The following is a 19158-nucleotide window of genomic DNA, read 5'->3' as shown; positions in this document are numbered from 1 at the left end:
GATCGACGTCAGTCACCGCACCGGCTCAGCACGCGGTCGCCCACGAAGGGACACCGGACGGACACACCTCACCAAACAGGCTGACAACCATCCGTAGGCGCGCTATTACGCGCGACCCTACGCACATCCGGCCACGCAGCGTGACGCAAACCTCGAACCATCACCCCTGCGGGCGACCACCACAGCCCCCCCGCGACCCTCCACGGTCCCTTACATGAACTACGGTCCCCCTCTGCCAACTTGCCTTCCGACAGCACGAGAAGGCCCGCCAACGAAAGAGAGACACGGTGCTGGGATTGCTGGGCTTCTACGACGAACTCGACGACGACCCCGGCCAACCGAACGGCTCCCTGCACGACGCGATCCGCCCCACAGGCGAGCCGGACGAGCCGGACCTGGCGGCCTACCTGGATGCCGGCCACTACCTCATCGACGTCATGGAATTCGGCCACGACGTCATCACCGGGCTCCCTCACCGGCACTCCGCGGGCTGCTCATCACTGCTCACGGACGGCACCTGGCTCTGGCGCCAGGACTTCCCACACTATGTCGAGACCCATCACGTCGCGCTCCCCGAGGCGTTCACGGAACACGTACGCGGCCAGGGCTATCGGATGCCGCCCATCATCACCGCGGAGTTCGCGCCCCACTACAACGAGACGATGCCCGTGGTCGGTTGGACGTCTCTCGTCCCGTGGCCTTCGACTGCGGCCGTACTGGAACCACCGGCACGCAGAGCAACCGGTACAGCCGATGGCTGGGACCGGGGCGTCGTCCGCTGACGTTGCCGTCGACAACTGCCGCGGGATCTCTGAATTCGCGAAGAAATGCGATGCCACTTCCCACCGCACCTTTGTCAAGAAAGATTAGAAATCAGCAGCGATGACGGCAACTTTATCAACTCTCATACCTGTCTCAATATTTCCACTGAAGTTATATTCATCATCACAAAAAACCAAATCAATATCTTCCGGAATCAATTCACGGAACCAGATAGAAAACCGCGCGGCCAAGCCGAGAGGGGAATCGAGGTAGATGCAAGTTCCGTCCGCATGGGAGTAGCCCTCCAGCTCCTGACTGCCCTCCGAATAGCTCCAAACCACATCCCTCGACTCCTGCGATCCTTGGCGTTCATGGATCACAGCGGTCGGCCAGTCGCGCTCCAAGGCAGCAATCAGATCCGAGCGCCGAACCCCGCGACTCCGACCCTCAAAGATGGCTAGATACGTCACTGACCCACTCCTTTCCTATGGGCTCAAGACTACAGATCCGGGTACACCATATTGCTGCATCAGGTCTGTAAAGTACGGTACGGCGCCCGGCTCGTTGGTAACGACTCGCAACCCGGTCAACGGATTCCCCGGATCGTTGATAACCGTCGCATATCGCGAAAATTCGTCGCCCATCTTGGCGTCAATCTTCGCCTGGATAAATCCAGGCACCTTCCCGCCTGGCACGAAAGGACTCCGACCTGAACTGCCAACGTACTTGGCGTCCAACAGTTCGGAATTATTGATATCGAGACCGTCGGCCCAAACCTGCGTTCCACCACCGGTGGCATGGTATTCAGTCGAACCAACCTGCCTGATCTGGTACGCCTGGCCTCCCCATTGCGGCGGCCGACAGCACCGTGAGCGCCTACCTCGCGTACTGGCTCGACGGCGTCGCCGTGCACCACCTGCGGGAGAACACCCACACCCGCTATGCCGCCTCCATCCGCCTCCACCTCAACCCCGGCCTCGGCACCAAGAAGCTCGCCCGGCTCACCACCCGCGACGTCCGCACCTTCCTCGACGGACTCCGCACCACCTGCCAGTGCTGCGCCCAGAACCGGGACACTGTTCGGAGGTCCTGCTGCGCCATCGGCCAGTGCTGCGACAAGCGGCTGTCCCCGCTGACCGTGACGTACGTCCACGCCGTCCTCAAGTCCGCCCTGGAACACGCCGTCCGCGAGGACGAACTCCCGCGCAACGTCGCCCGCAACGTCAAGACCACCACGCCCCGCTCCCGGCGCTTCCAGCCGCTCACCGCCGCCGAAGCCCGTCAATTCCTCCGGACCGCCGCCGACGACCGGCTTCACGCCCTGTACGAACTCGCCCTGCGCACCGGACTCCGCAAAGGCGAACTTCTCGGCCTCCACTGGGAAGACCTCGACCTCGACGGCGGCACCGCCACCATCCACCGCTCCCTCCAGCGCACCCGCAGCCAGGGCCTGACCGTCCTGAACACCAAGACGCTCGCCTCCGAACGTCGCATCGCCCTCCCCACCGAGTGCATCAGCTCCCTCAAGATCCACCGGGAACGACAGCAGGAAGAGCGCCAGGCGGCCGGAACGGGCTGGACGGACAACGGGCTCGTCTTCACCACCCCGAAGGGCAGGCCGCTCGACCCTGGCAACCTCACCCGCCGCTTCCGCCGCCTCCTCAACAAGGCCGGGCTCCGGACGATCCGCTTCCACGATCTCCGGCACTCGACCGCCACCCTGCTCCTGGAACAGGGCGTCGACCTCGTCGTCATCAAGGAACTCCTCGGCCACGCCCACATCGGCGTCACTGCCGGCGTCTACGCCCACGTCCGGCTCCGCCTCCAACGCCAGGCCATCGACACCCTCGGAGAAGCCCTCGGCCGGGGCAACGACGGCCCCGACGACCCACCCACCACAGCCACCGTCCGCTGACGTTGCCGTCACCGTTGCCGTCAGACACCCCAAGAGCCCCTCCCGAGAACAACTTCCGGGAGGGGCTCAATTTCGTCGAAAACGAAATCGGGGACTAATTTCGCGTGGCACGCCGCCAGACGGCCTCGAATTCTCCGACTTCTATTTCAGACGGAGTGAATTCATCTAGTGCGGCAAGCTCCTCGATGCTCGGCGTAGCTATCTCCCCAAGCATCGTCGTCCCCTTCGAAGTGACCGAATCAGCAAAGTCATATCGGCCATCCCGATAAACATCGACCTTACGCACTTCGTATCGCTCGTCATCGATTTCGCTGAAGAGGGTCACAGGCTCGTCAGGAAAGTCGTGATGCCATACCACCTTGAGGTACCTCATGGCCCTATCGGCCCCCTACCATGACCTACGATCCTGCTCGACACGTCGAGTACACCGCCGTTGAGAACGAAGACACCCTCGCGATCCGGAGCTTTCACCACATTGAGTCCACGAACATCGATCGCAACGTAGTGGCTGTACCTCTGCCCGCCCCACGGAGTTCCGTGCAAGGCCCTGGCGAGCTGACCAGGACGCTTGGTTCCCGGCTTGACATCTGTGAAGTATTGGCCATCACCGTATTTTGCGTCAGTCGGCCTTGCTGCCTTTGTGGACGGCCAAAGCTCGCCACTTTCGCGAATTCCGTTCATCCCATCCTCGGTCGTGTAGTGATAGAGGGTGTCGGGGACTTCGTTGCAGTTGTGAACGAGAACCGGCGCGGCCCCAGCCAGCACATAGTACGTGTGGATGTCGGCGACGGTGAGGTTGTGGACCGTGGCGGGCTGGGTCCAGGTTTTGATCGCGGTGATCTGGACGTGGACGCTGCTGCTGGTGCGGAGCCACTGGCCCGGGTGGAGGTCCCTGGCGTTGATCCACTCGTCGAGTTCCGGGACCCAGAAGGGGTGTTTGCCCGTTGCCGTGACGGAGGCGGTTCTGTCGCCCTTCTTGCCGTCCAGGTCGATGGTGACCCTGACCAGATTCTTGGTGCCCTTGCCGATGATCTCGGCAGTGACCGGCTTCGCGACCGTCTCGCCGGTCTTCGGGTCCGTGGCGAGAACCCGGTCTCCGACCTTTACGTCGGCGATCTTCTTTCGGGTGCCGTCCGCCAGCAGGACCTCCGTCTTCGGGAGGAAGCTGTTCGGCGACTTGCAACCACCGCCGCCACCGCCACCCGTCGCTCCGCCGCCGCTGCCCTTTGGGCTGCCGCCCCCGCTTCCCCGTTTGACGACCTTGGAAGCGACCGCCTTGGCACCCTTGGCGACCGCCTTGCCGATCGCTCCGCCGGCCGCCCCGGTGACTCCCCCGACCACGGCTCCCTTGCCGGCCGCCTTCGCGAAGCCGCCCAGGCTCTTGTCCGCCTCGGAGTCCAGCGCATTGCCGACCGCTCCGGCCACGCCGCCCGCGATGGCTCCGCAGGACGCTCCCACCGCCACGGCGCCGACTCCACCCGTCACCACGCCCGCGCCGACCGCTACCGAGCCGCAGGCCACGCCCACCACCACTTCGGTGGTGATGGTGATGATCTCGGTCTTGTACTTCTTCCAGAAGCCCTTGGCCTTGCAGATGAAGTCGCAGGGGGCGGGCTTGGTCACCGTGACCGTCTTGGTGATCGTGTACGTGACCGTCGCGCCCTTGTACGGGTTGGAGCCTTCCTTCTCCTGGCGTTTCGCGGCTTTGGCCGCCTCCGCCTGGCCCGCGCCGCTGCCCGGGTTCGCCTTCCCCGCGCCGCAGATCTCCGCCGGGCACAGCCCCGTAGGGTCGCTCGAACTGACCGGGCTGTTCCCCGCGTACGCGTAGCCGTTCATCTGGAGCGGCTCGGTCACGTCGATGACCGGGTCAGCCGAGAGGAAGCGGCCCGCCGCCTGGTCGTATTCGCGGGCGCCGAGGTGGGTCAGGCCCGTGGCCGCGTCGTCGATGCCGGTGCCCAGGTAGCCGCGTTTGTTCGGCCAGAGGGCCGGCTTCGGGCCGCGGGCCTCGCCGTACGGTTTGAAGGCGCGGCGCGTGACCGTCTGGGACGCGCCCAGTTCGACCGTCGTATTGGCGGTGCCGAGGTGGTCGGAGATCAGCGCGTTGAGGGTGTGGCCCGTGGTGGCACCGTTGACCGTGGTGCGAACGACCGTCGGGGCGCCCGGCTGGGAGTACGCGCGGGAGGCGCGGGTGATCTTGCCGGTGGCGTCCGTGGTCAGCTCGGTCTCGCCGAGGTAGAGAGTGGAGCCGGTGGGTGAGTTCTCCAGGATCCGGTTGCCCGCCGCGTCGTACACGTACCGCGTCTTCACGCCGTCGTCGGTGATCGTGTCGAGCTTGTTCTCCGCCGTCCAGGCCAGGTTCTGGGTGGTGGCGGGGAGGTCGCGGACCGTGGTGTTGCCGACGTCGTCGTAGGTGTAGGCGCTGCCCTTGCCGCCCGCCGTGGCGGACACCGAGGTGAGCGTGTGCGGCTGGACCAGGCCCTTGCCGGTGACCTGGCGGCCGTACCGGGAGGTGTACGTGACGCTCGATGTCGCGTCGGCCGGGTCGTGGTCCGTCAGCGTGGCCCGGTTGCCCAGCCAGTCGTACGTGAAGGACTGGCGGTACGCCGTGGTGCCCGTCGAGACCGTCGTCGCCGCGGGCGCCGCCGCGGCCAGTGAGGTGGTCAGGCCGGCGCTGGGAGTTGTGGTGTCGGTCGCCGTGGTGGGCGCGTCCGCGACGGGGCCGCTGGACGGTTCTCCGTCGGCGCGGTAGCCCCAGTCGGTGCCGCCGGACGAGCGGCAGCCGGTGCCCGAGGTGCCGGGGGTGAGGCTCGATGTCCAGGCGTGGACCAACTCGCCCAGTGCGTCGTAGGTGTAGCACTGGTTGTCCCAGGTGGAGCCGGACGCGTCGGTGAGCTTGCGGGCGTTGGAGGTGATGGTGCCCGAGGCGTCGTACGCGTAGTAGCTGTCCGCGACCCGGTAGGTGCCCGCGGTCTCGCGGTCGGTGACCGTGCGCTGGAGGCTCCCGGTGTGCTGGTCCACGAAGTTGGTGGTCCAGACACGCGAGGGCTGCGACCCGCTGACCGAGCGCAGCGGCTCGCCGTACGGGGAGTAGGTGATGTCGGAGGTGTACCAGGAGATCCCCGAGGTGGATTCCGGCAGACCGTCGTCGTCGTACCGCATGACGACCTTCTCGGCGGCCAGGCCGCCCTTCGCGGGGAGGGTGACCGACAGTGGCTTTCCGGTGGGCGTGTAGGCGTAGGAGTAGGCGTACGTTCCGGACAGCCCGGCGGTCGTCGCGTGGGACGGGATGACCGTCTCCCGCCCGGTGACCTGGTAGTCCGTGTCGTAGCCGGTGACGCGGTCGATGTAGTCGCCGGTGGAGTCGTGCCGGATCGAGGCGACGGGCAGGCCGGTCGCGCCGGGCAGGGTGTCGTACGTGAACTCCTTGACCGGCGCCGAGGTCGCCGAGCCCGCACGGACGGCGACCACGCGGTCGAGTTCGTCGTACTGGGTGTGGACGCTCTTGCCGAGCGCGTCGGTGGCCCGCGTCCTGCGGTCGGCGTCGTCGTACGCGAAGGTGGAGGTACCGGTGTCGGGGTCCGTGGAGCTGGTCAGGCGCCCGCGGACGTCGTACGTGTACTCCCAGGCGTTGCCGGCCGGGTCGGTGACCTTGGTGTGGTTGCCCCGCGCGTCGTACGTGTACTTCGTCGTCCGGCTGGTGCCGGTGCCGCCGGCCTTGGTGTAGTGCTGGACCGAGGTGACCCGCCCCAGCGCGTCGGTGGAGCTCTGGGTGGTCGGGGCGGTCTGGCCCGGCGGGTCGACATAGACGTAGTCGTCACCGTAGGTGGTGTACGTCGCGTACTTGAAGTCGGCGCCGTGGTAGACGGAGGCGCGCACCGGGCGTTCGAGGCCGTCGTACCGCGTCTTGGTCTTGTTCGGTACGAGGGATTCCGAGACGCGGGCGAAGAGTTTAGTCTCCGGCTCGCCCTGGGCGAGGTAGCCGCCAGTCTGCTCCAGGACCAGGCCGTGGTCGTTGTACTTGGTGTCGGTGATGATCCGGCCGGCGCCGTGGGCCTCGGTCTGCGTCTGCACCGTCCGCCCCAGGCCGTCGTAGAGGGTGACCTCGTTCGCGTAACTCCCGTCGTCCTTGAGGGACTTGACGGTGACAGCCGCGGGGCGTGTCTCGTCGGGCGTGGCGACGGCGGCGCGGTAGGAGATCTGGGTGTCCGGGGACTGGTCGCCCGAGGAGCGGCCCGGCGACCAGCCCTTGACCAGGCGGCCGAGCGCGTCGTACGCGGTTCTGGTGACCCGCCCGTTCTGGTCGGTGGCCGTCAGGGCGAGGGCGCGCCCCGGGTCGTAGGCGGTGGTGGAGGCGTGGCCCTTCGCGTTGATCTGCTTGACGGCGGTGACGGGGCCGCCGCTGTCGCCCGGGGTGTAGACCGTCTCCGAGGTGCCGGTGAGCGGCGTGCTGACCTTCCGGACGCGGCCGAGCGGGTCGTACGACGTGGTGGTGGTCACGGAGTGCGCCGAGCCCGCGCCGTTGAGCTCCGCGATCGTTGTCTCCAGCCCCTTGGTCGGGGCGGCTCCCCACGCCTGGCCGTCGAAGGAGGTACGGGCCGAACTCAGCAGCTCGGTAGCGGGGTCGGCGGTGTCGAAGCGGGAGCAGGGCGTGGCGGTGGAGCGGGTCTCCTTGGCCTTGCCGATGATCCAGTCGGCCGTGTTGTGGACGTAGGAGGTCCGCAGGCAGACCTGGTCGCTGAGGGTCTCGCCGGTGCCGTTGGGCTTGACGACCGACATCTCCAGCTGGGTGGGCAGCCCGTACGTGTCGTCGACGGTCGTCTCGGTCCGTACCGCCCGCCAGCTTGTACGGACCGTCTGGATCGTGTCGGTGCGCGCCACCCAGGTGCGGTGGGCGAGCAGCGGATCGATGTCGGTGCCGTCCTCGGCCTGGCGGGGTCTGGAGGCCGTTCCCTTCGACTTGGGGAAGGTCAGGGCGCGGGTGAGGGGCTCGCTGTCGGAGTTCGTGTAGGTGAGCGTCTCGGCGGTCATGCCCGCGTACTGCGGTGCGTCGTCGGCGAGCAGGACGACGGTGTCCTGGGAGTCCTTCACCTGGCCGCCCGCGCCCTGGAAGAAACGGGTGACGGTGTACGACTGGGACTGCGGATCGCCCTGCTGGGAGGTGGACTTGCTGCCCTTGGTGACGGCGACCTGCCGGTAGCCGCGCCACACGCTGTACGTGCGCAGCGCCGGCCGCAGAAACTCGTTGTCGGCCTTCTGCCAGGCGGGGGAGGTGTACTTGTACGCGGTCACGACGGGCTTGCCGTGCGTGGTGACCCGGTCGGTCTCGGTGACGGAGGAGACGACGTACTTGTTGAACCACGCCTTGGCCGGGGTCTTCTCCTCCCCGTCCGGGGACCAACGCACCGGGTAGCAGGTGGTGTTGTTCCTGCCCTTGTCGGTGGCGGGCTCGGCCGCGCAGCCGCCGGTGTACTCGACCTGGATGTCGCCGCCGTTCTCGGTGGCGACCGTACCGATGCGCGGACGGGTGAAGCCGGGGGTCTGGTCGCCCGGTCCGGTCGGCACCCGGTTGGGGAGCTGGCGGTCCCTCAGGCGGGCGCGCAGCGGGGAGGAGGAGCCCACCCGGTACTCGCCGAAGCTGACGCCGTCCTTCGACTGGAGGGTGCCGGTGGTGTCGCCGGGGGCGAAGCCTCTGCGGGTGATCGAGTTGAGCCACAGGCCGGGGGACGTGTCGTACCAGTCCTCGGGGAAGGACTGGTGGAGGGTGTACGTGTCGACCTTGCCAAGTCCCGTCCGGGTGCCGTTCTGGTCGGCGCGGACGGCCTTGGTGGTCACCGTGTCGAGGCGGAGCTGGGTCCAGAAGGACGGGAAGGCGGGGCAGAGCTTCGACGTGGACTTGCAGTTGAGGTTGCCGGGCGTGTCCCACCAGGGGCGGTACGCGCCGGGGTCGTCGGTCTTGGCGAAGTTCGCCGGGTCGCAGGCGGTGGCCGACTTCAGGCAGCGCTGCTGGACGCCGAACTCGACGGTGGCGGACGGCTTGGTCAGGTCGGCGGTGCGCATCCCGTACTCGATGGAGACGGGATAGGCGGCCCGGTCGTATCTCTCCGGAGACTTGGTCTTCTTGTTGACGGCGTAGTAGTTGGCCTCCTGCTTCCAGTTGACGACCATCGCGTTGCCGTGGACGTCGACGACCTTGTCCATGCCCCACTGCCACGCCATCTGACTGCCCGCGCCGCAGCGGGAGCCCGCGAAGGTGGCGGAGTGGCAGGGCTCGTCGGGGTGGTTGCTGTAGACGGGCACGGTGGAGACGGAGTTGGTGGTGGCATGGCCGCCGCCGACCGCGTTCAGTCCGTAGGAGTACGTCGTGCCGTCCGGGGTGGTGACCACCCAGTACTCGCCGTCGTAGGCGCCGTTGGCGGCGCCGGTCTTCAGCTCGACGCGCGTGCCGTCGTCGTTCTGCGGGCGGTACGTGTTGGTGTCGCCCTCCCTGACCAGCTCAGTGGTGCGGCCGTTCAGCGACATCACGGCGTTGTACGACACCCAGCACAGGTCGGACGTCCGGTCCTTCTTGGCGGTGTTGTTGGGGGTGCCGGCCTTCAGCGTCTTGGTGTCGTCCTTGCAGGAGCGGTAGCGCCGCTCGATATGGCCGGGCTCGTACTCCCAGCCTTCGCCGATCCATGAGGTCTGCGGCGAGGAGACGGCCGTCTTGCCGTCCACCTCCTGCGAGTCGTACGCGAGGGAGATGTTGGGCGAGGGGCCCGCCGGGGTCGGGGGCACGGTCAGCGGATACGACCAGGAGAAGGAACCGGACGAGCCGCCCGCGGCCCAGGTTCCGCTGGAGGCCAGCGGGCTCGCGGTGAAGGAACCGCCCGTGCCCGCGCCGGAGTCGGTGAGGCCGAGCACGACGCCACCACTGGCTGCGGATGCGGCTGATGCGGATGCCGTCCGGTCAGCCGCCGACTGGTCCGCGGCCGTATCCGCCGCCCCTTCCGGCGCCGCCCCCTCTGCCGCCGTACCTGCCTCTGTGTCGACCGTGGCGGTGACCGTTCCGGTGGCGGTGTCGTTGACCGTCTCCAACTCCTCGTACGCCTGACACTCCTCCAGGTCAGGGGTGGTCGGGTAGCACGCGGGGAACTGGACGAGGCGCAGCCGCGAGGCCCAGTCGGCGCCGTACAGATTCTTGAACTTCTCGTAGTCGAACCGCACGGCGACCGGCACCGCTCCGGAGGCCGGGGGCCGTACGGTGAGCAGCGCGCCGTCGAGTCCCCGCGCGACCGTCTCCGTCCGGCCGGCGACCGTGACCTCCCAGGTGCCGGTCGGCGCGGCTTCCCCCGGCGCCTGCCCCAGGCTGACGGGCAGGTCCGCCACGGGGGTCACGTCCGACACGAGGTTCACGGCGGTGGCAGGGGCGGAAGCCGCCTTGGCACCCGCGCCGGAGGCACCCGAGCCGGAGCCGAAGGTGACCGAGCCGGTGTCGGCGGGCGGCACGGTGGTCGTGCCCGAGGGTGCCTGCTGAAGGTCCTCCGGGGTCTCGGTCTTCAGGCTGTCCAGGTTCCTGTTGACCGTCTTGCCGGACACCGCCTGGTCCTGATCGAGCTTCTCCAGGGTCAGTTCCTCGCGCCCCGCCTTTGCCGGGTCGGGCGGGATCGCCAGCGCCGCCTGTGCGGGCAGCAGCGCCACCAGCAGGGCGAGGCCGAGCCCGGGCACGAGAGTGCGACGAACACGACGTCGCCGACGGCGAGTTTCAGACAGACGAGACACGCCAGATCCCCCAGAGACGCCACATGGAGTGCGGATGGAGTGCGGTCCGGATGCAGGCCGGATGCAGAACGCGCCGATTCTGTAGGGGAGTTGAGAAGATTGACCAGAGAAAACGTGCAGAAAGTGATCATCATCACTTTGGGGTGACAGCTGATCACCAATGCGTCATGCTCTGCTCGCTCGCTCACTCCGTGTGCCCGGACGATCCGGATCCGTACGAGTGGCTTCGTAGCTCCGGTCGGCGATCCGCCGCACGCCGGGACCGAGGGGGGAACTCGCTCATGTCGCAACGCCGGTACCGCCTGCCCGGCCAGCGCTACCGCCTGCCCGGCCGGCGCGCCATCGCCATGGTCTGCGCGGCCGGCGTGGCCGCGAGCGGACTGACCTACGCCGGGTTGCGCTGGGCCGATACGGAGCCCGACGCCCACGCCAAGTCCCGTGCGGCTAAGACCACTTCCGCGGTGAGCGAGAGCGAAGCCATCACCCGGGCGTCGAGGACCGGAAATCCGGTGGAGGTCACCTCGCTCCGTACGGCCAACTCCACCACCTGGGCGCGTGGTGACGGCCTGATGTCCCGCGAGATCCATGTGTCGCCGATCCGCGCCAAGGTCGGCGGGGAGTGGAAGCCGATCGACCTGTCCCTGCGCAGGACGGAACGGGGCTGGGAGCCGAGAGCCAGCAACACCGGAGTGGTCTTCTCCGCCGGATCCAAGGGCGACGGAAAGGAACGGGCGTCGCGCTCCTCACACCGTACGGACCGTACGCCTGCCGCGCGCCGCGTCTCGTTCCTCCAGGGCCCCGCCGCCGTGAACGCCGCCGTGACCGCTGCCGCCGCGGACGAGCCCGGGAGCCCCCTGGTCACCCTCCGCTCGCAGGGCCACGACATCCAGCTCTCCTGGCCGGGCCCCGTCCCCGAACCGGTCATCGACGCCAACCGGGCGCTGTACCCCGAGATCATCCCGGGCGCGGACCTGGTGCTCACCGCGGACGACAACGGGTTCGCCCAGCTCCTCGTGGTGAAGAACCGCACCGCCGCGGCCGACCCCCGCGTCGCCCGGATCGCCTACGGTCTCACCTCCCCCACCCTCACCTTCCGCCTCGACCCGCTCTCCGGCATCGTCGTCGCCGAGAACGCCTACGGGGACGAGGTGGCCATGTCGCCCACGCCCGTGATGTGGGACAGCGCGGGCGCCACGGCCGTCACCGACGGCGGGGTCGGCGCCACCGCCCAGCCCACCGCGCCCGAGGAACTCCCCGCCGACCCGACGCCCGAGCCGGACGAGTCCCCCTCCGACGACGAGAGCCCGCCCGGCGACGGTACGGACACCGGCGGCGAACCGGACAGCGAGACCGACGAGCAGTCCGACCCGTACGAGGAAGTCCTGCCCCCCGCGAGTGACGAACCCGTACCGGACACCCCGGAGTCGCCGCTCCCGCCCGCCCCGGCGGAGCCGACGGCCGGTCCCACCCACTCCGGCCCCGACGCCACCCTCTCCCTCCCGGGGCTCGACGGGCCGTCCCCGGACTCCCACGGAGCCCTGGTCGACGCGGACCTCTCCGGCGCCAACTGGCACATCACCCCGGACGCCGAGCTGCTGTCCGACCCGTCCACGGTCTTCCCGGTCTTCATCGACCCGTCGGTCACCAAGCACACCCAGAACTGGACCACCGTCTACAACCGCTACCCGAACGCCACCTTCTACAACGGCAAGGGCTTCAACAAGGGCGGTACGCACGAGGCCCGCGTCGGCTTCGAGTCCGACACCTGGGGCACCTCCCGCTCCTTCTTCAACATCGACTTCGACAAGTCCCTGAAGGGCGCGGTCATCACCAAGGCCAGGCTGCGGGTCCTGGAGACGTACTCCTGGTCGTGCAGCGAACGCGCCGTGAGCGTCCATCTCACCGGCGAGATCGACTCCAAGACCAACTGGAAGAACGCCCCCAAGCTCCACAACGGCAACAAGGTCGCCACCAAGAGCTTCGCGCACGGCTGGAAGTCCCACTGCCGCGACGCCTACGAGACCTTCGACGTCAGGAAGTCCGCGCAGAGCGCGGCGGACAAGGGCTGGGACTCCATCACCTTCGGCATGCGCGCGGTGAGCGAGAAGTCCCAGTACGCGTGGAAGAAGTTCGCCGCCAACGGCGAGAACGGCCCCTCACTCGTCCTCGACTACAACCGTCGCCCCGGCGCGCCCACCGGTCTCGACCTCAACCCCGAGTCCAAATGCACCACCACGGAGCCCTACGCGCGGATGGGCGCGGGCGAGATCTCCTTCGTCGCGTCGGCCACGGACAAGGACAAGAACCTCACCCACCTGGACTTCGACCTCTGGCCGACCGGAAAGTGGGAGACCACCGGCGACCTCCTCAAGTCGACGGGCAAGGTCTCCGTCGGCAAGGACACCGGCAGCGCCCGCGTCACCACCTCCGGCTTCGACACCGGCAAGCTGACGAACAACACCCTGTACTCCTGGCGGGCGAAAGCCTTCGACGCCAGGGGCTCGTCCTCCGACTACTCCCCGAAGAAGACCCCCTGCCGGTTCGTCCTGGACACCGCCGCGCCCAAGCCGCCCAAGGTCTCCTCCGCCGACTTCCCCAACGCGGACGAGAACGAGAACGGGTTCGGCAACCAGCCGGAGGACTCGCTCTGGTCCACGAAGAAGTTCGGCACACCCGGCTCCTTCACCGTGCGCGCCCTCGACAAGGACGTCATACGGTACGAGTACGGCTTCAACTCGGCGAGTTACCCGTTCAGCCTGGCCCGTACCGCCGGTACGGCGACCACCACCAGCGCGACGCTCGCGAACGCCAGGCCGCCGGCCGCGGGGCCGAACGTACTGTACGTACGGACCGTCGACGGCGCGGGCAACGTCTCGACGCCGGCCAAGTACTTCTTCTACGTCAGCCCTCGCGACACGGCCGACGCCCCCGGCGACATGACCGGCGACGGACTGCCCGATCTCCTGACCGTCACGGAGAAGGGGAACCTCAGCCTGTACATCTCCCAGACCAACACCGACCTCACCAGGGCCACGGGGAAACTGGGCTACTCCATGCCGAGCGCGTACCGCGCCAACCCCGCCAAGGACCCCAACGGCGATGACCTGCCGGCCTTCGTCGCCGCGCCCACCGGGCACTTCGACAAGGCCCTCATCACCCACAACGGCGACATCTACGGCGGCGACGGCCTCCAGGACGTCGTCGCGCGGGTCGGCGGAAAGCTCTGGGTCTACCCCGGCGACGGCTACGGCGCCGTGAACATCGACAAGCGCCGCGAGATCCTGCTCCCGTCGGACGCCCCCGACCCCGCCACCTTCACCCAGCTCGTCTCCGCGGGCGACGCCACGGGCGACGGCAAAGCCGACTTCTTCGTCACCGTCGGGGACGCGCTGTGGGTCCTCACCGGCTACAACGGGGCGACCATCGAGAAGGCCACCCGCCTCTCCGGCGCCTCCTGGGCCGACCGGGACACCGTCATCGCCCTGGACGTCACCGGCGACGGCATCACCGACCTGGTCTACCGCTCCGACGCGACCGGCCGACTGCTGCTCCGTACCGGCGTCAAGTCCGTGTCCGGCGGGGTCGACCTCGCCTCCCTCGCCGCGGCCGCGAATTCGGGAGCCGGCAAGGACACCGAGTACGCGGCGTCCGGCTGGTCCAGCACCGCGATCCCTCACCTCATGGGTACCCCGGACGTCACGGGCGACGGCATCCCCGACATCTGGGCGGTCCACGCCAACGGCTCCGTCCGGCTCCACCCGGGCAGCAGAACGGCGCTGAGCGGCACCGGCACCGACGTCATCGCGCCCTCCTCCTGGTGGAAGACCCGCCAGACGATCGGCTGAGCGAGCATGCGGGGCCGGGGCGATACGGGTGCGGGTGGGACCGGGGTGGCCGGAAGGTGCGGCGGGTGAGCCGGAAAAGGTCTGGGAAAGCGGTCACCCGCCCAGGACTCTTGGTCTAGACCAAGAGTCACGTTGCCTACGGTTCGAAGGGTGATCGCATGTCCCCCACCACAGCCACACCCCGGAACAACACCCGCAGCCGCCTCCGCGCGGGCCGCACCACGGCCCTGCTGGCCGGGGCTTCCTCGCTGCTCGCACTGGGCGTGGTCGGCGCGACAACCGCGCCGGCCGCCGCCGCGCCGAGCGGGGCGCGGGCCACCGGCCAGGCGACCTGGTACAACACCGGCCTCGGCGCCTGCGGTTGGTCCAACAACGACGGCGAGCTGGTCGTGGCGATCTCGACCGCGCTGTACGGCAACTACCCCAACCCCAACAACTCGCCCCAGTGCGGACGGCAGATCCGCGTCAACGGACCGCTCGGCTCGGTCACCGTGAAGGTCGTGGACAAGTGCATCGGCTGCGCCACGAACGACGTGGACCTCAGCCCCGCCGCCTTCTCCCGCATCGGTGACCTCAACGCGGGCCGGATCAACGTGAGCTGGGACTGGGTCTGACCGCAGGAACCGCAAGGCGCACAAGGATAAGGACAAGGACGGGGCCGGGGCCGGGCGTACGCGCCCCGGCCCCGGCCCTGTCAGCGGCCGGACATCGTCAACGGCACATCACCAGATGATGGCGTCGTCCATCGACTGCTGCCAGTAGGTGACCTGGAGGGAGTCGTCGACGTACACACCCTTGGCGGGCAGCGCGGGCTTGGCCCCCTTGCCGCCGCTCTCGAAGCCCGAGCGGCCCTGGAAGTAGACGTTCAGGGACTTCGCCGTGTAACCGTTCTTGCCGCTGCCGTCGGCGGCGGACAGGCTCACCGAGGCGTAGCCGGACTCACCGGGCTCAAGGGTCACGACGGCCTGCGGCTTCGACTCCTTGATGACCGGCGGTACGGACTGGGCCTCGCCGAACTGGACGGCCGGGTAGCCGTACAGGAAACAGGTCTTGCTGCCCGTGTTGGTGACGGTGAGGAGCAGGTGGTTCAGCGGGCGGCTCAGCGGCTTCGCCGTGGTCTTGGTGACCGAGCCCTCGCAGGTGACCGTCGCGGCGGAGGCGGAAGCCTTCGCGGACACGGCCTTCGGGGCCCCGGTGTCGGCCACGCCCGTTCCCGCGCTGAACGCGGTCACGGAGAGCGCCGCGAGCGCGACGCCCGCGGCGGTGGTGAGGAAACGGGTGCGGGAGTTCCGGATACTGGACATGCGGTAGCGCCCCTTGGATGTACGGGTGGGTGTGCTGCTTGGATGACTGCAGCTTGCGCGGTCGTCCGTCCCAACCGCCACGCATGGCACGGAGTTCGGGACGCTGGAATGCTGGAACGGGCTCTGACCAGGGGAAACGAAGTGACCCTGGAACGCGGGGATGGGACGCGGGGGAGATGACAGAACCGGGGAGATGGGTGGGACGGGTGCCGGAAACAACAGGGGCAGGGGCGGCGGACGAGTTCGCGGCGCGACTGCGGGAGCTGAAGGACCGCTCCGGGCTGAGCTACGGGGCGCTGGCCAAGCGGCTGCACATGAGTACGTCGACGCTGCACCGCTACTGCAACGGCACCGCGGTGCCCAACGACTACGCGCCGGTCGAGCGCCTCGCACGGGTGTGCCGGGCGACGCCGCAGGAGCTGGTGGAGCTGCACCGGCACTGGATCCTGGCGGACGCGGCACGGAAGGGCAGGCCGGACCGGACCGCGCCGGCCGGGGAGAGGAACGCGGGCGGCATCACCGCGGATCCCGCCCCGGAGAGGGGCCCGGAGACAGAACCGGCCCAGGCGGCGGGATCGGCGGACTCGGCCGACGCGACGTCGCCCCACGACCACCAGGGCCACCAGAGCCAGAGCCAGAGCCACGGCCACGGCCACGGCCACGGCCGGCACGGTGAGCCGGCCGGGGGCGGCCCCGCCGGCGTCGGACCCGTGCGCGGTGAGCCCGCCGATGGTGGCCCGGTCGGCGCCGATTCGGGTGGCGCGGCGCCAACTCACCAACAGGACAAGGACGGTGAGCCGGTCCTCGTCGACGGGCCGCGCGAGCCCGCGCCGCCGAGGCGGCGCCGTAACGCGCTGATCGCCTCCCTCGTCGTGGCCGCGGTGGTGGGAGCCGTGGCGCTCGCCTTCACCCTGCCCTCCGGCGGGGGCGAGAGGCACGCGGGCGGCAAGGAGACACCCGGTGGCGAGGTGAGCACGGGCGTGGCGGCCACCGCGGACCCCTCGGCGGAAGACTCCGCCTCCCCTTCTCCCAGCGATACGAGCCACGAACCGTCCGCCTCCCCCAGCGAGTCCGCCAGGACCACGCCCAGCACCTCGAAGGGCCCCGGCGAACAGGCCGACGGCAAGCCGGGCGGGGCGGGGGCCGGCGGTGACAGCACCGCCGTACCGCTGAACGTCGCCGTCCGCCCGTACTACTACGAGAACCCGTGCAGCCAGCACTTCCTCGTGGACAAGGAACCCGAGCAGGTCGGCCCGCCCGCGGACGAGCAGACCGCGCCGCGCTGGGCCGCCGCCTACGGCGCGGTCTCCTCGGGGGAACAGTGGGTCGCCCTGACCATTCAGGGCACCGGGCAGGACACGGTCGTCCTGCAGTCACTGCACGTACGCGTCGTCTCCAAGCGCGCCCCGCTCGCCTGGAACGACTACGAGATGGGGAACGGCTGCGGCGGGGGCGTCGAGACCAAGTCGTTCAGCATCGACCTCGACCGGGGCAGCCCCACGGTCGTCCCCAAGAGCGGCCAGCGCGACTTCCCGTACAAGGTCAGCGAGACGGACCCGGAGGTCTTCTACATCACCGCGGGCGTCCAGGCGCACGACGTCCGCTGGGACCTCAGCCTGGAGTGGTCCAGCGGCGACCGCCGCGGCACGGTGCAGATCAACAACGACGGCACCCCCTTCCGCACGAGCGCCCGCGTCGGCCGACCGGAGTACGTCTATCCGCTGGGCGGCAGCGAGTGGATCAAGCCGGAGTCCTGACCCCGCCCGCCCGCGCGCACGCCGGTCCGCGCCGACGGACCCGACAGGAATGCCGGGCCCGTCGGCGCGGAAGCGGCCCATGACGGGGCCTCACGGCTCTGCCCCGCCCTACGGTGTGCGGCGGCGTCAGTCCTGGGCTCCTCACCCGGAATTCCTCATGTAGGCCGCCAGCTTGCCGATGAGCCGGGCCGCATCGTCCAGGGTGCGGGCCGTCTCGCCCAGTTCACCGGCCAGCAGCTCCTCCACATGACCGTCCATCGGCTCCGCGTCCGACCACGGGCCGGGGACGGTCGTACCCCGGTATCCGGTGGGCTCGCCCCCGGCGGGCGTGCGGTAGCCCGTGAAGTCCGCGGCGTCGGGGGTCGGGTGCGTGGTGGTCTCGCCCGCGAGGAATTCGACCCGGGAGAGCTGTGTCTCGTCGCCGCCCGCGTTACGGCTGATGGAGAGGCGGTAGCGGGTGTACGGGGTGGTGTTGGTGAAGTGGTATTCGTTCGTCCTGTGGCGCCCCCGGAAACGCTCACCACGGCGGGAGTCCAGGTCCGACCAGGTGTGCCCGTCGTACGAGCCGGCCAGCTCCCAGTCCTGCGGGTCCCGCTCCGAAGCATCGTTCGCCGAGGTCAGCCGGTAGGCCGAGACCGCGGCGGGCGCGTCGAGGACGAACTCGATCTCGGCGGTCTCCTCGTGCGCAAGCCACTTGCCGCGGGAGCCGCGGAGCAGGTTCTCCGCGACCTCTCCGCCCGCTTCGAACTCCTCGCTCGCCCGTACGTCGGTGACCATACGGGTGACGTCGCGCAGCTCGCCGGTGGTGACCGCTTCCGGGGCGGGGGCCGCGGAACTCAGCGTGATGGACGCGGTGTTGCCGCGCCGGTCGGTCCAGGACACGCGCTCCAAGGGCGCCCCACCGGCGTCGAGCAGCAGCCTCAGCTCCCCGGAAGGGGCCCAGCTCTCGCCCCGGGCCTCCTCGGTCGAGAAGAGGTGGAGCGGGGTGCCGGCCGTGCCCTCGGGGTAGGCGGAGCGCTCCATGAGCGTGCCGCGGTACTCGGCCGGCGCCCCGTCGGCGGCCCGCCAGTGCCCCTCGAACCCCGACAGGTCGGTGCGGAGCCCGATCGCCGCCTCCGAGCCGTCGGCGCCGCGCCAGCCGAGATGCGCGGGGACGGCCCGCTCTCCGCCGTCGAGGTGGAACAGGAGCCGGGGAGCGGGCTGCCACGCGACGGCGCCGCGGGCGCGGCGCTCGGTGCTGAACGCGAGGACCGAGCGGCCGGCCGTCCTGGCCGCCAGCGCCCGCTCGGCCCGGCCCCTGTCGTGCGCCGGGTCCACGGTGACGCCACGCAGCCGGAGCAGCGCCTCCGCGTCCCGCGGGCTGCGTATCTCCAGGATGTTGTCGCCGGGCACCAGCAGATCGCCCGGAAGGGTGAGCACGGTCTCCTGGGGCGCGCCGTGACCCGGGCCCGCCGAAGCGGCCGACGGGCCGCCGGACTCCTCGCCGCTGAGTACCTTGCCGTTGAGCCGGACGTCCATCGGCGCGTCGCCGCCGAGCGTGGTGACCGTGACGACCGCCTCGGCGATGTCCTCCCGCTCGTCCACCGTGAAGTCCAGCTTGATGTACCCGCCGGCGCCGAGCGCGAGATGCGAGGAGGCGATGCCGCACCGGTGGTGACCGACGACGGCGTTCGACAGCCTGGCCGGGCGGGTGGAGAAGTCGGCGAAGACCGGTTCCATGAGCATTCCTAGCGTCGTGCGGTACCGGCCCGTACGACGCGCGGCCGGCGGCATTTCCCAGAACCGTACCGGGGCCCACTGACAACGGCCCGGAACAT

The 19158-nt window shown here is 69.3% G+C and carries 10 protein-coding genes and 1 pseudogene; 5 read left to right on the top strand and 6 right to left on the bottom strand.

All coding sequences use genetic code 11. The features are described 5' to 3' along the window. The first annotated feature begins 287 nt into the window (after positions 1–287). Positions 288–782: a hypothetical protein gene (locus AB0P17_RS03025; RefSeq protein WP_365807047.1), complete on the top strand. Its 495-nt coding sequence runs from the start codon at positions 288–290 to the stop codon at positions 780–782. Positions 783–866: 84 nt separating this feature from the next. On the opposite strand, the gene AB0P17_RS03020 is transcribed toward AB0P17_RS03025, so the two are convergent. Continuing rightward, a complete protein-coding gene (locus AB0P17_RS03020; protein WP_365807045.1) occupies positions 867–1232 on the bottom strand; it encodes a hypothetical protein in 366 nt (121 codons plus the stop codon). Between the two features lie 15 nt (positions 1233–1247). Continuing rightward, entirely contained in the window at positions 1248–1589 is a 342-nt protein-coding gene (locus AB0P17_RS03015; RefSeq protein ID WP_365807320.1) for a restriction endonuclease fold toxin-2 domain-containing protein, read from the bottom strand. An 11-nt stretch (positions 1590–1600) separates the two neighbouring features. Here AB0P17_RS03015 and AB0P17_RS03010 point away from each other — a divergent pair. Beyond that, positions 1601–2677, top strand: a pseudogene (locus AB0P17_RS03010) (tyrosine-type recombinase/integrase); the annotation flags it as partial. Positions 2678–2771: 94 nt separating this feature from the next. On the opposite strand, the gene AB0P17_RS03005 reads toward AB0P17_RS03010, so the two are convergent. Further along, complete coding sequence (locus AB0P17_RS03005; RefSeq protein ID WP_365807044.1) at positions 2772–3050, bottom strand: hypothetical protein; 279 nt, start codon at positions 3048–3050, stop codon at positions 2772–2774. After that, positions 3047–10381, bottom strand: coding sequence for an HYD1 signature containing ADP-ribosyltransferase family protein (locus tag AB0P17_RS03000; RefSeq protein WP_365807042.1), 7335 nt, complete (start codon positions 10379–10381; stop codon positions 3047–3049). The genes AB0P17_RS03005 and AB0P17_RS03000 overlap by 4 nt, the downstream gene beginning before the upstream one ends. 335 nt (positions 10382–10716) lie before the next feature. Here AB0P17_RS03000 and AB0P17_RS02995 point away from each other — a divergent pair, with 335 nt between their 5' ends. Both AB0P17_RS02995 and AB0P17_RS02990 read left to right on the top strand, forming a co-directional pair. Continuing rightward, positions 10717–14280 (top strand): DNRLRE domain-containing protein, encoded by a 3564-nt coding sequence (locus AB0P17_RS02995; RefSeq protein WP_365807040.1) that lies wholly within the window; start codon positions 10717–10719, stop codon positions 14278–14280. Between the two features lie 158 nt (positions 14281–14438). Next, positions 14439–14894: an RlpA-like double-psi beta-barrel domain-containing protein gene (locus tag AB0P17_RS02990; protein ID WP_365807038.1), complete on the top strand. Its 456-nt coding sequence runs from the start codon at positions 14439–14441 to the stop codon at positions 14892–14894. Between the two features lie 108 nt (positions 14895–15002). Here AB0P17_RS02990 and AB0P17_RS02985 read toward each other — a convergent pair whose 3' ends face one another. After that, a complete protein-coding gene (locus tag AB0P17_RS02985; RefSeq protein WP_365807036.1) occupies positions 15003–15584 on the bottom strand; it encodes a DUF4232 domain-containing protein in 582 nt (193 codons plus the stop codon). 176 nt (positions 15585–15760) lie between these two features. Here AB0P17_RS02985 and AB0P17_RS02980 point away from each other — a divergent pair, with 176 nt between their 5' ends. Beyond that, a complete protein-coding gene (locus tag AB0P17_RS02980; protein ID WP_365807035.1) occupies positions 15761–17341 on the top strand; it encodes a helix-turn-helix transcriptional regulator in 1581 nt (526 codons plus the stop codon). 141 nt (positions 17342–17482) lie between these two features. On the opposite strand, the gene AB0P17_RS02975 is transcribed toward AB0P17_RS02980, so the two are convergent. Next, positions 17483–19060: an alpha-1,2-mannosidase gene (locus tag AB0P17_RS02975; protein WP_365807033.1), complete on the bottom strand. Its 1578-nt coding sequence runs from the start codon at positions 19058–19060 to the stop codon at positions 17483–17485. Positions 19061–19158: the final 98 nt, after the last annotated feature.

It is taken from the genome of Streptomyces sp. NPDC088124, assembly GCF_040685895.1.
Taxonomy (GTDB): Bacteria; Actinomycetota; Actinomycetes; order Streptomycetales; family Streptomycetaceae; genus Streptomyces.
The sequence above is the reverse complement of the archived record's forward strand: the minus strand, read 5'-3'. Positions and strand labels throughout refer to the sequence as shown.

Excerpts from the sequence above, each read along its gene's own strand:
- AB0P17_RS03005 (WP_365807044.1), bottom strand. The coding sequence starts at position 3,050 with ATGAGGTACCTCAAGGTGGTATGGCATCACGACTTTCCTGACGAGCCT.
- AB0P17_RS02995 (WP_365807040.1), top strand. The coding sequence starts at position 10,717 with ATGTCGCAACGCCGGTACCGCCTGCCCGGCCAGCGCTACCGCCTGCCC.
- AB0P17_RS02990 (WP_365807038.1), top strand. The coding sequence starts at position 14,439 with ATGTCCCCCACCACAGCCACACCCCGGAACAACACCCGCAGCCGCCTC.
- AB0P17_RS02985 (WP_365807036.1), bottom strand. The coding sequence starts at position 15,584 with ATGTCCAGTATCCGGAACTCCCGCACCCGTTTCCTCACCACCGCCGCG.
- AB0P17_RS02980 (WP_365807035.1), top strand. The coding sequence starts at position 15,761 with ATGACAGAACCGGGGAGATGGGTGGGACGGGTGCCGGAAACAACAGGG.
- AB0P17_RS02975 (WP_365807033.1), bottom strand. The coding sequence starts at position 19,060 with ATGGAACCGGTCTTCGCCGACTTCTCCACCCGCCCGGCCAGGCTGTCG.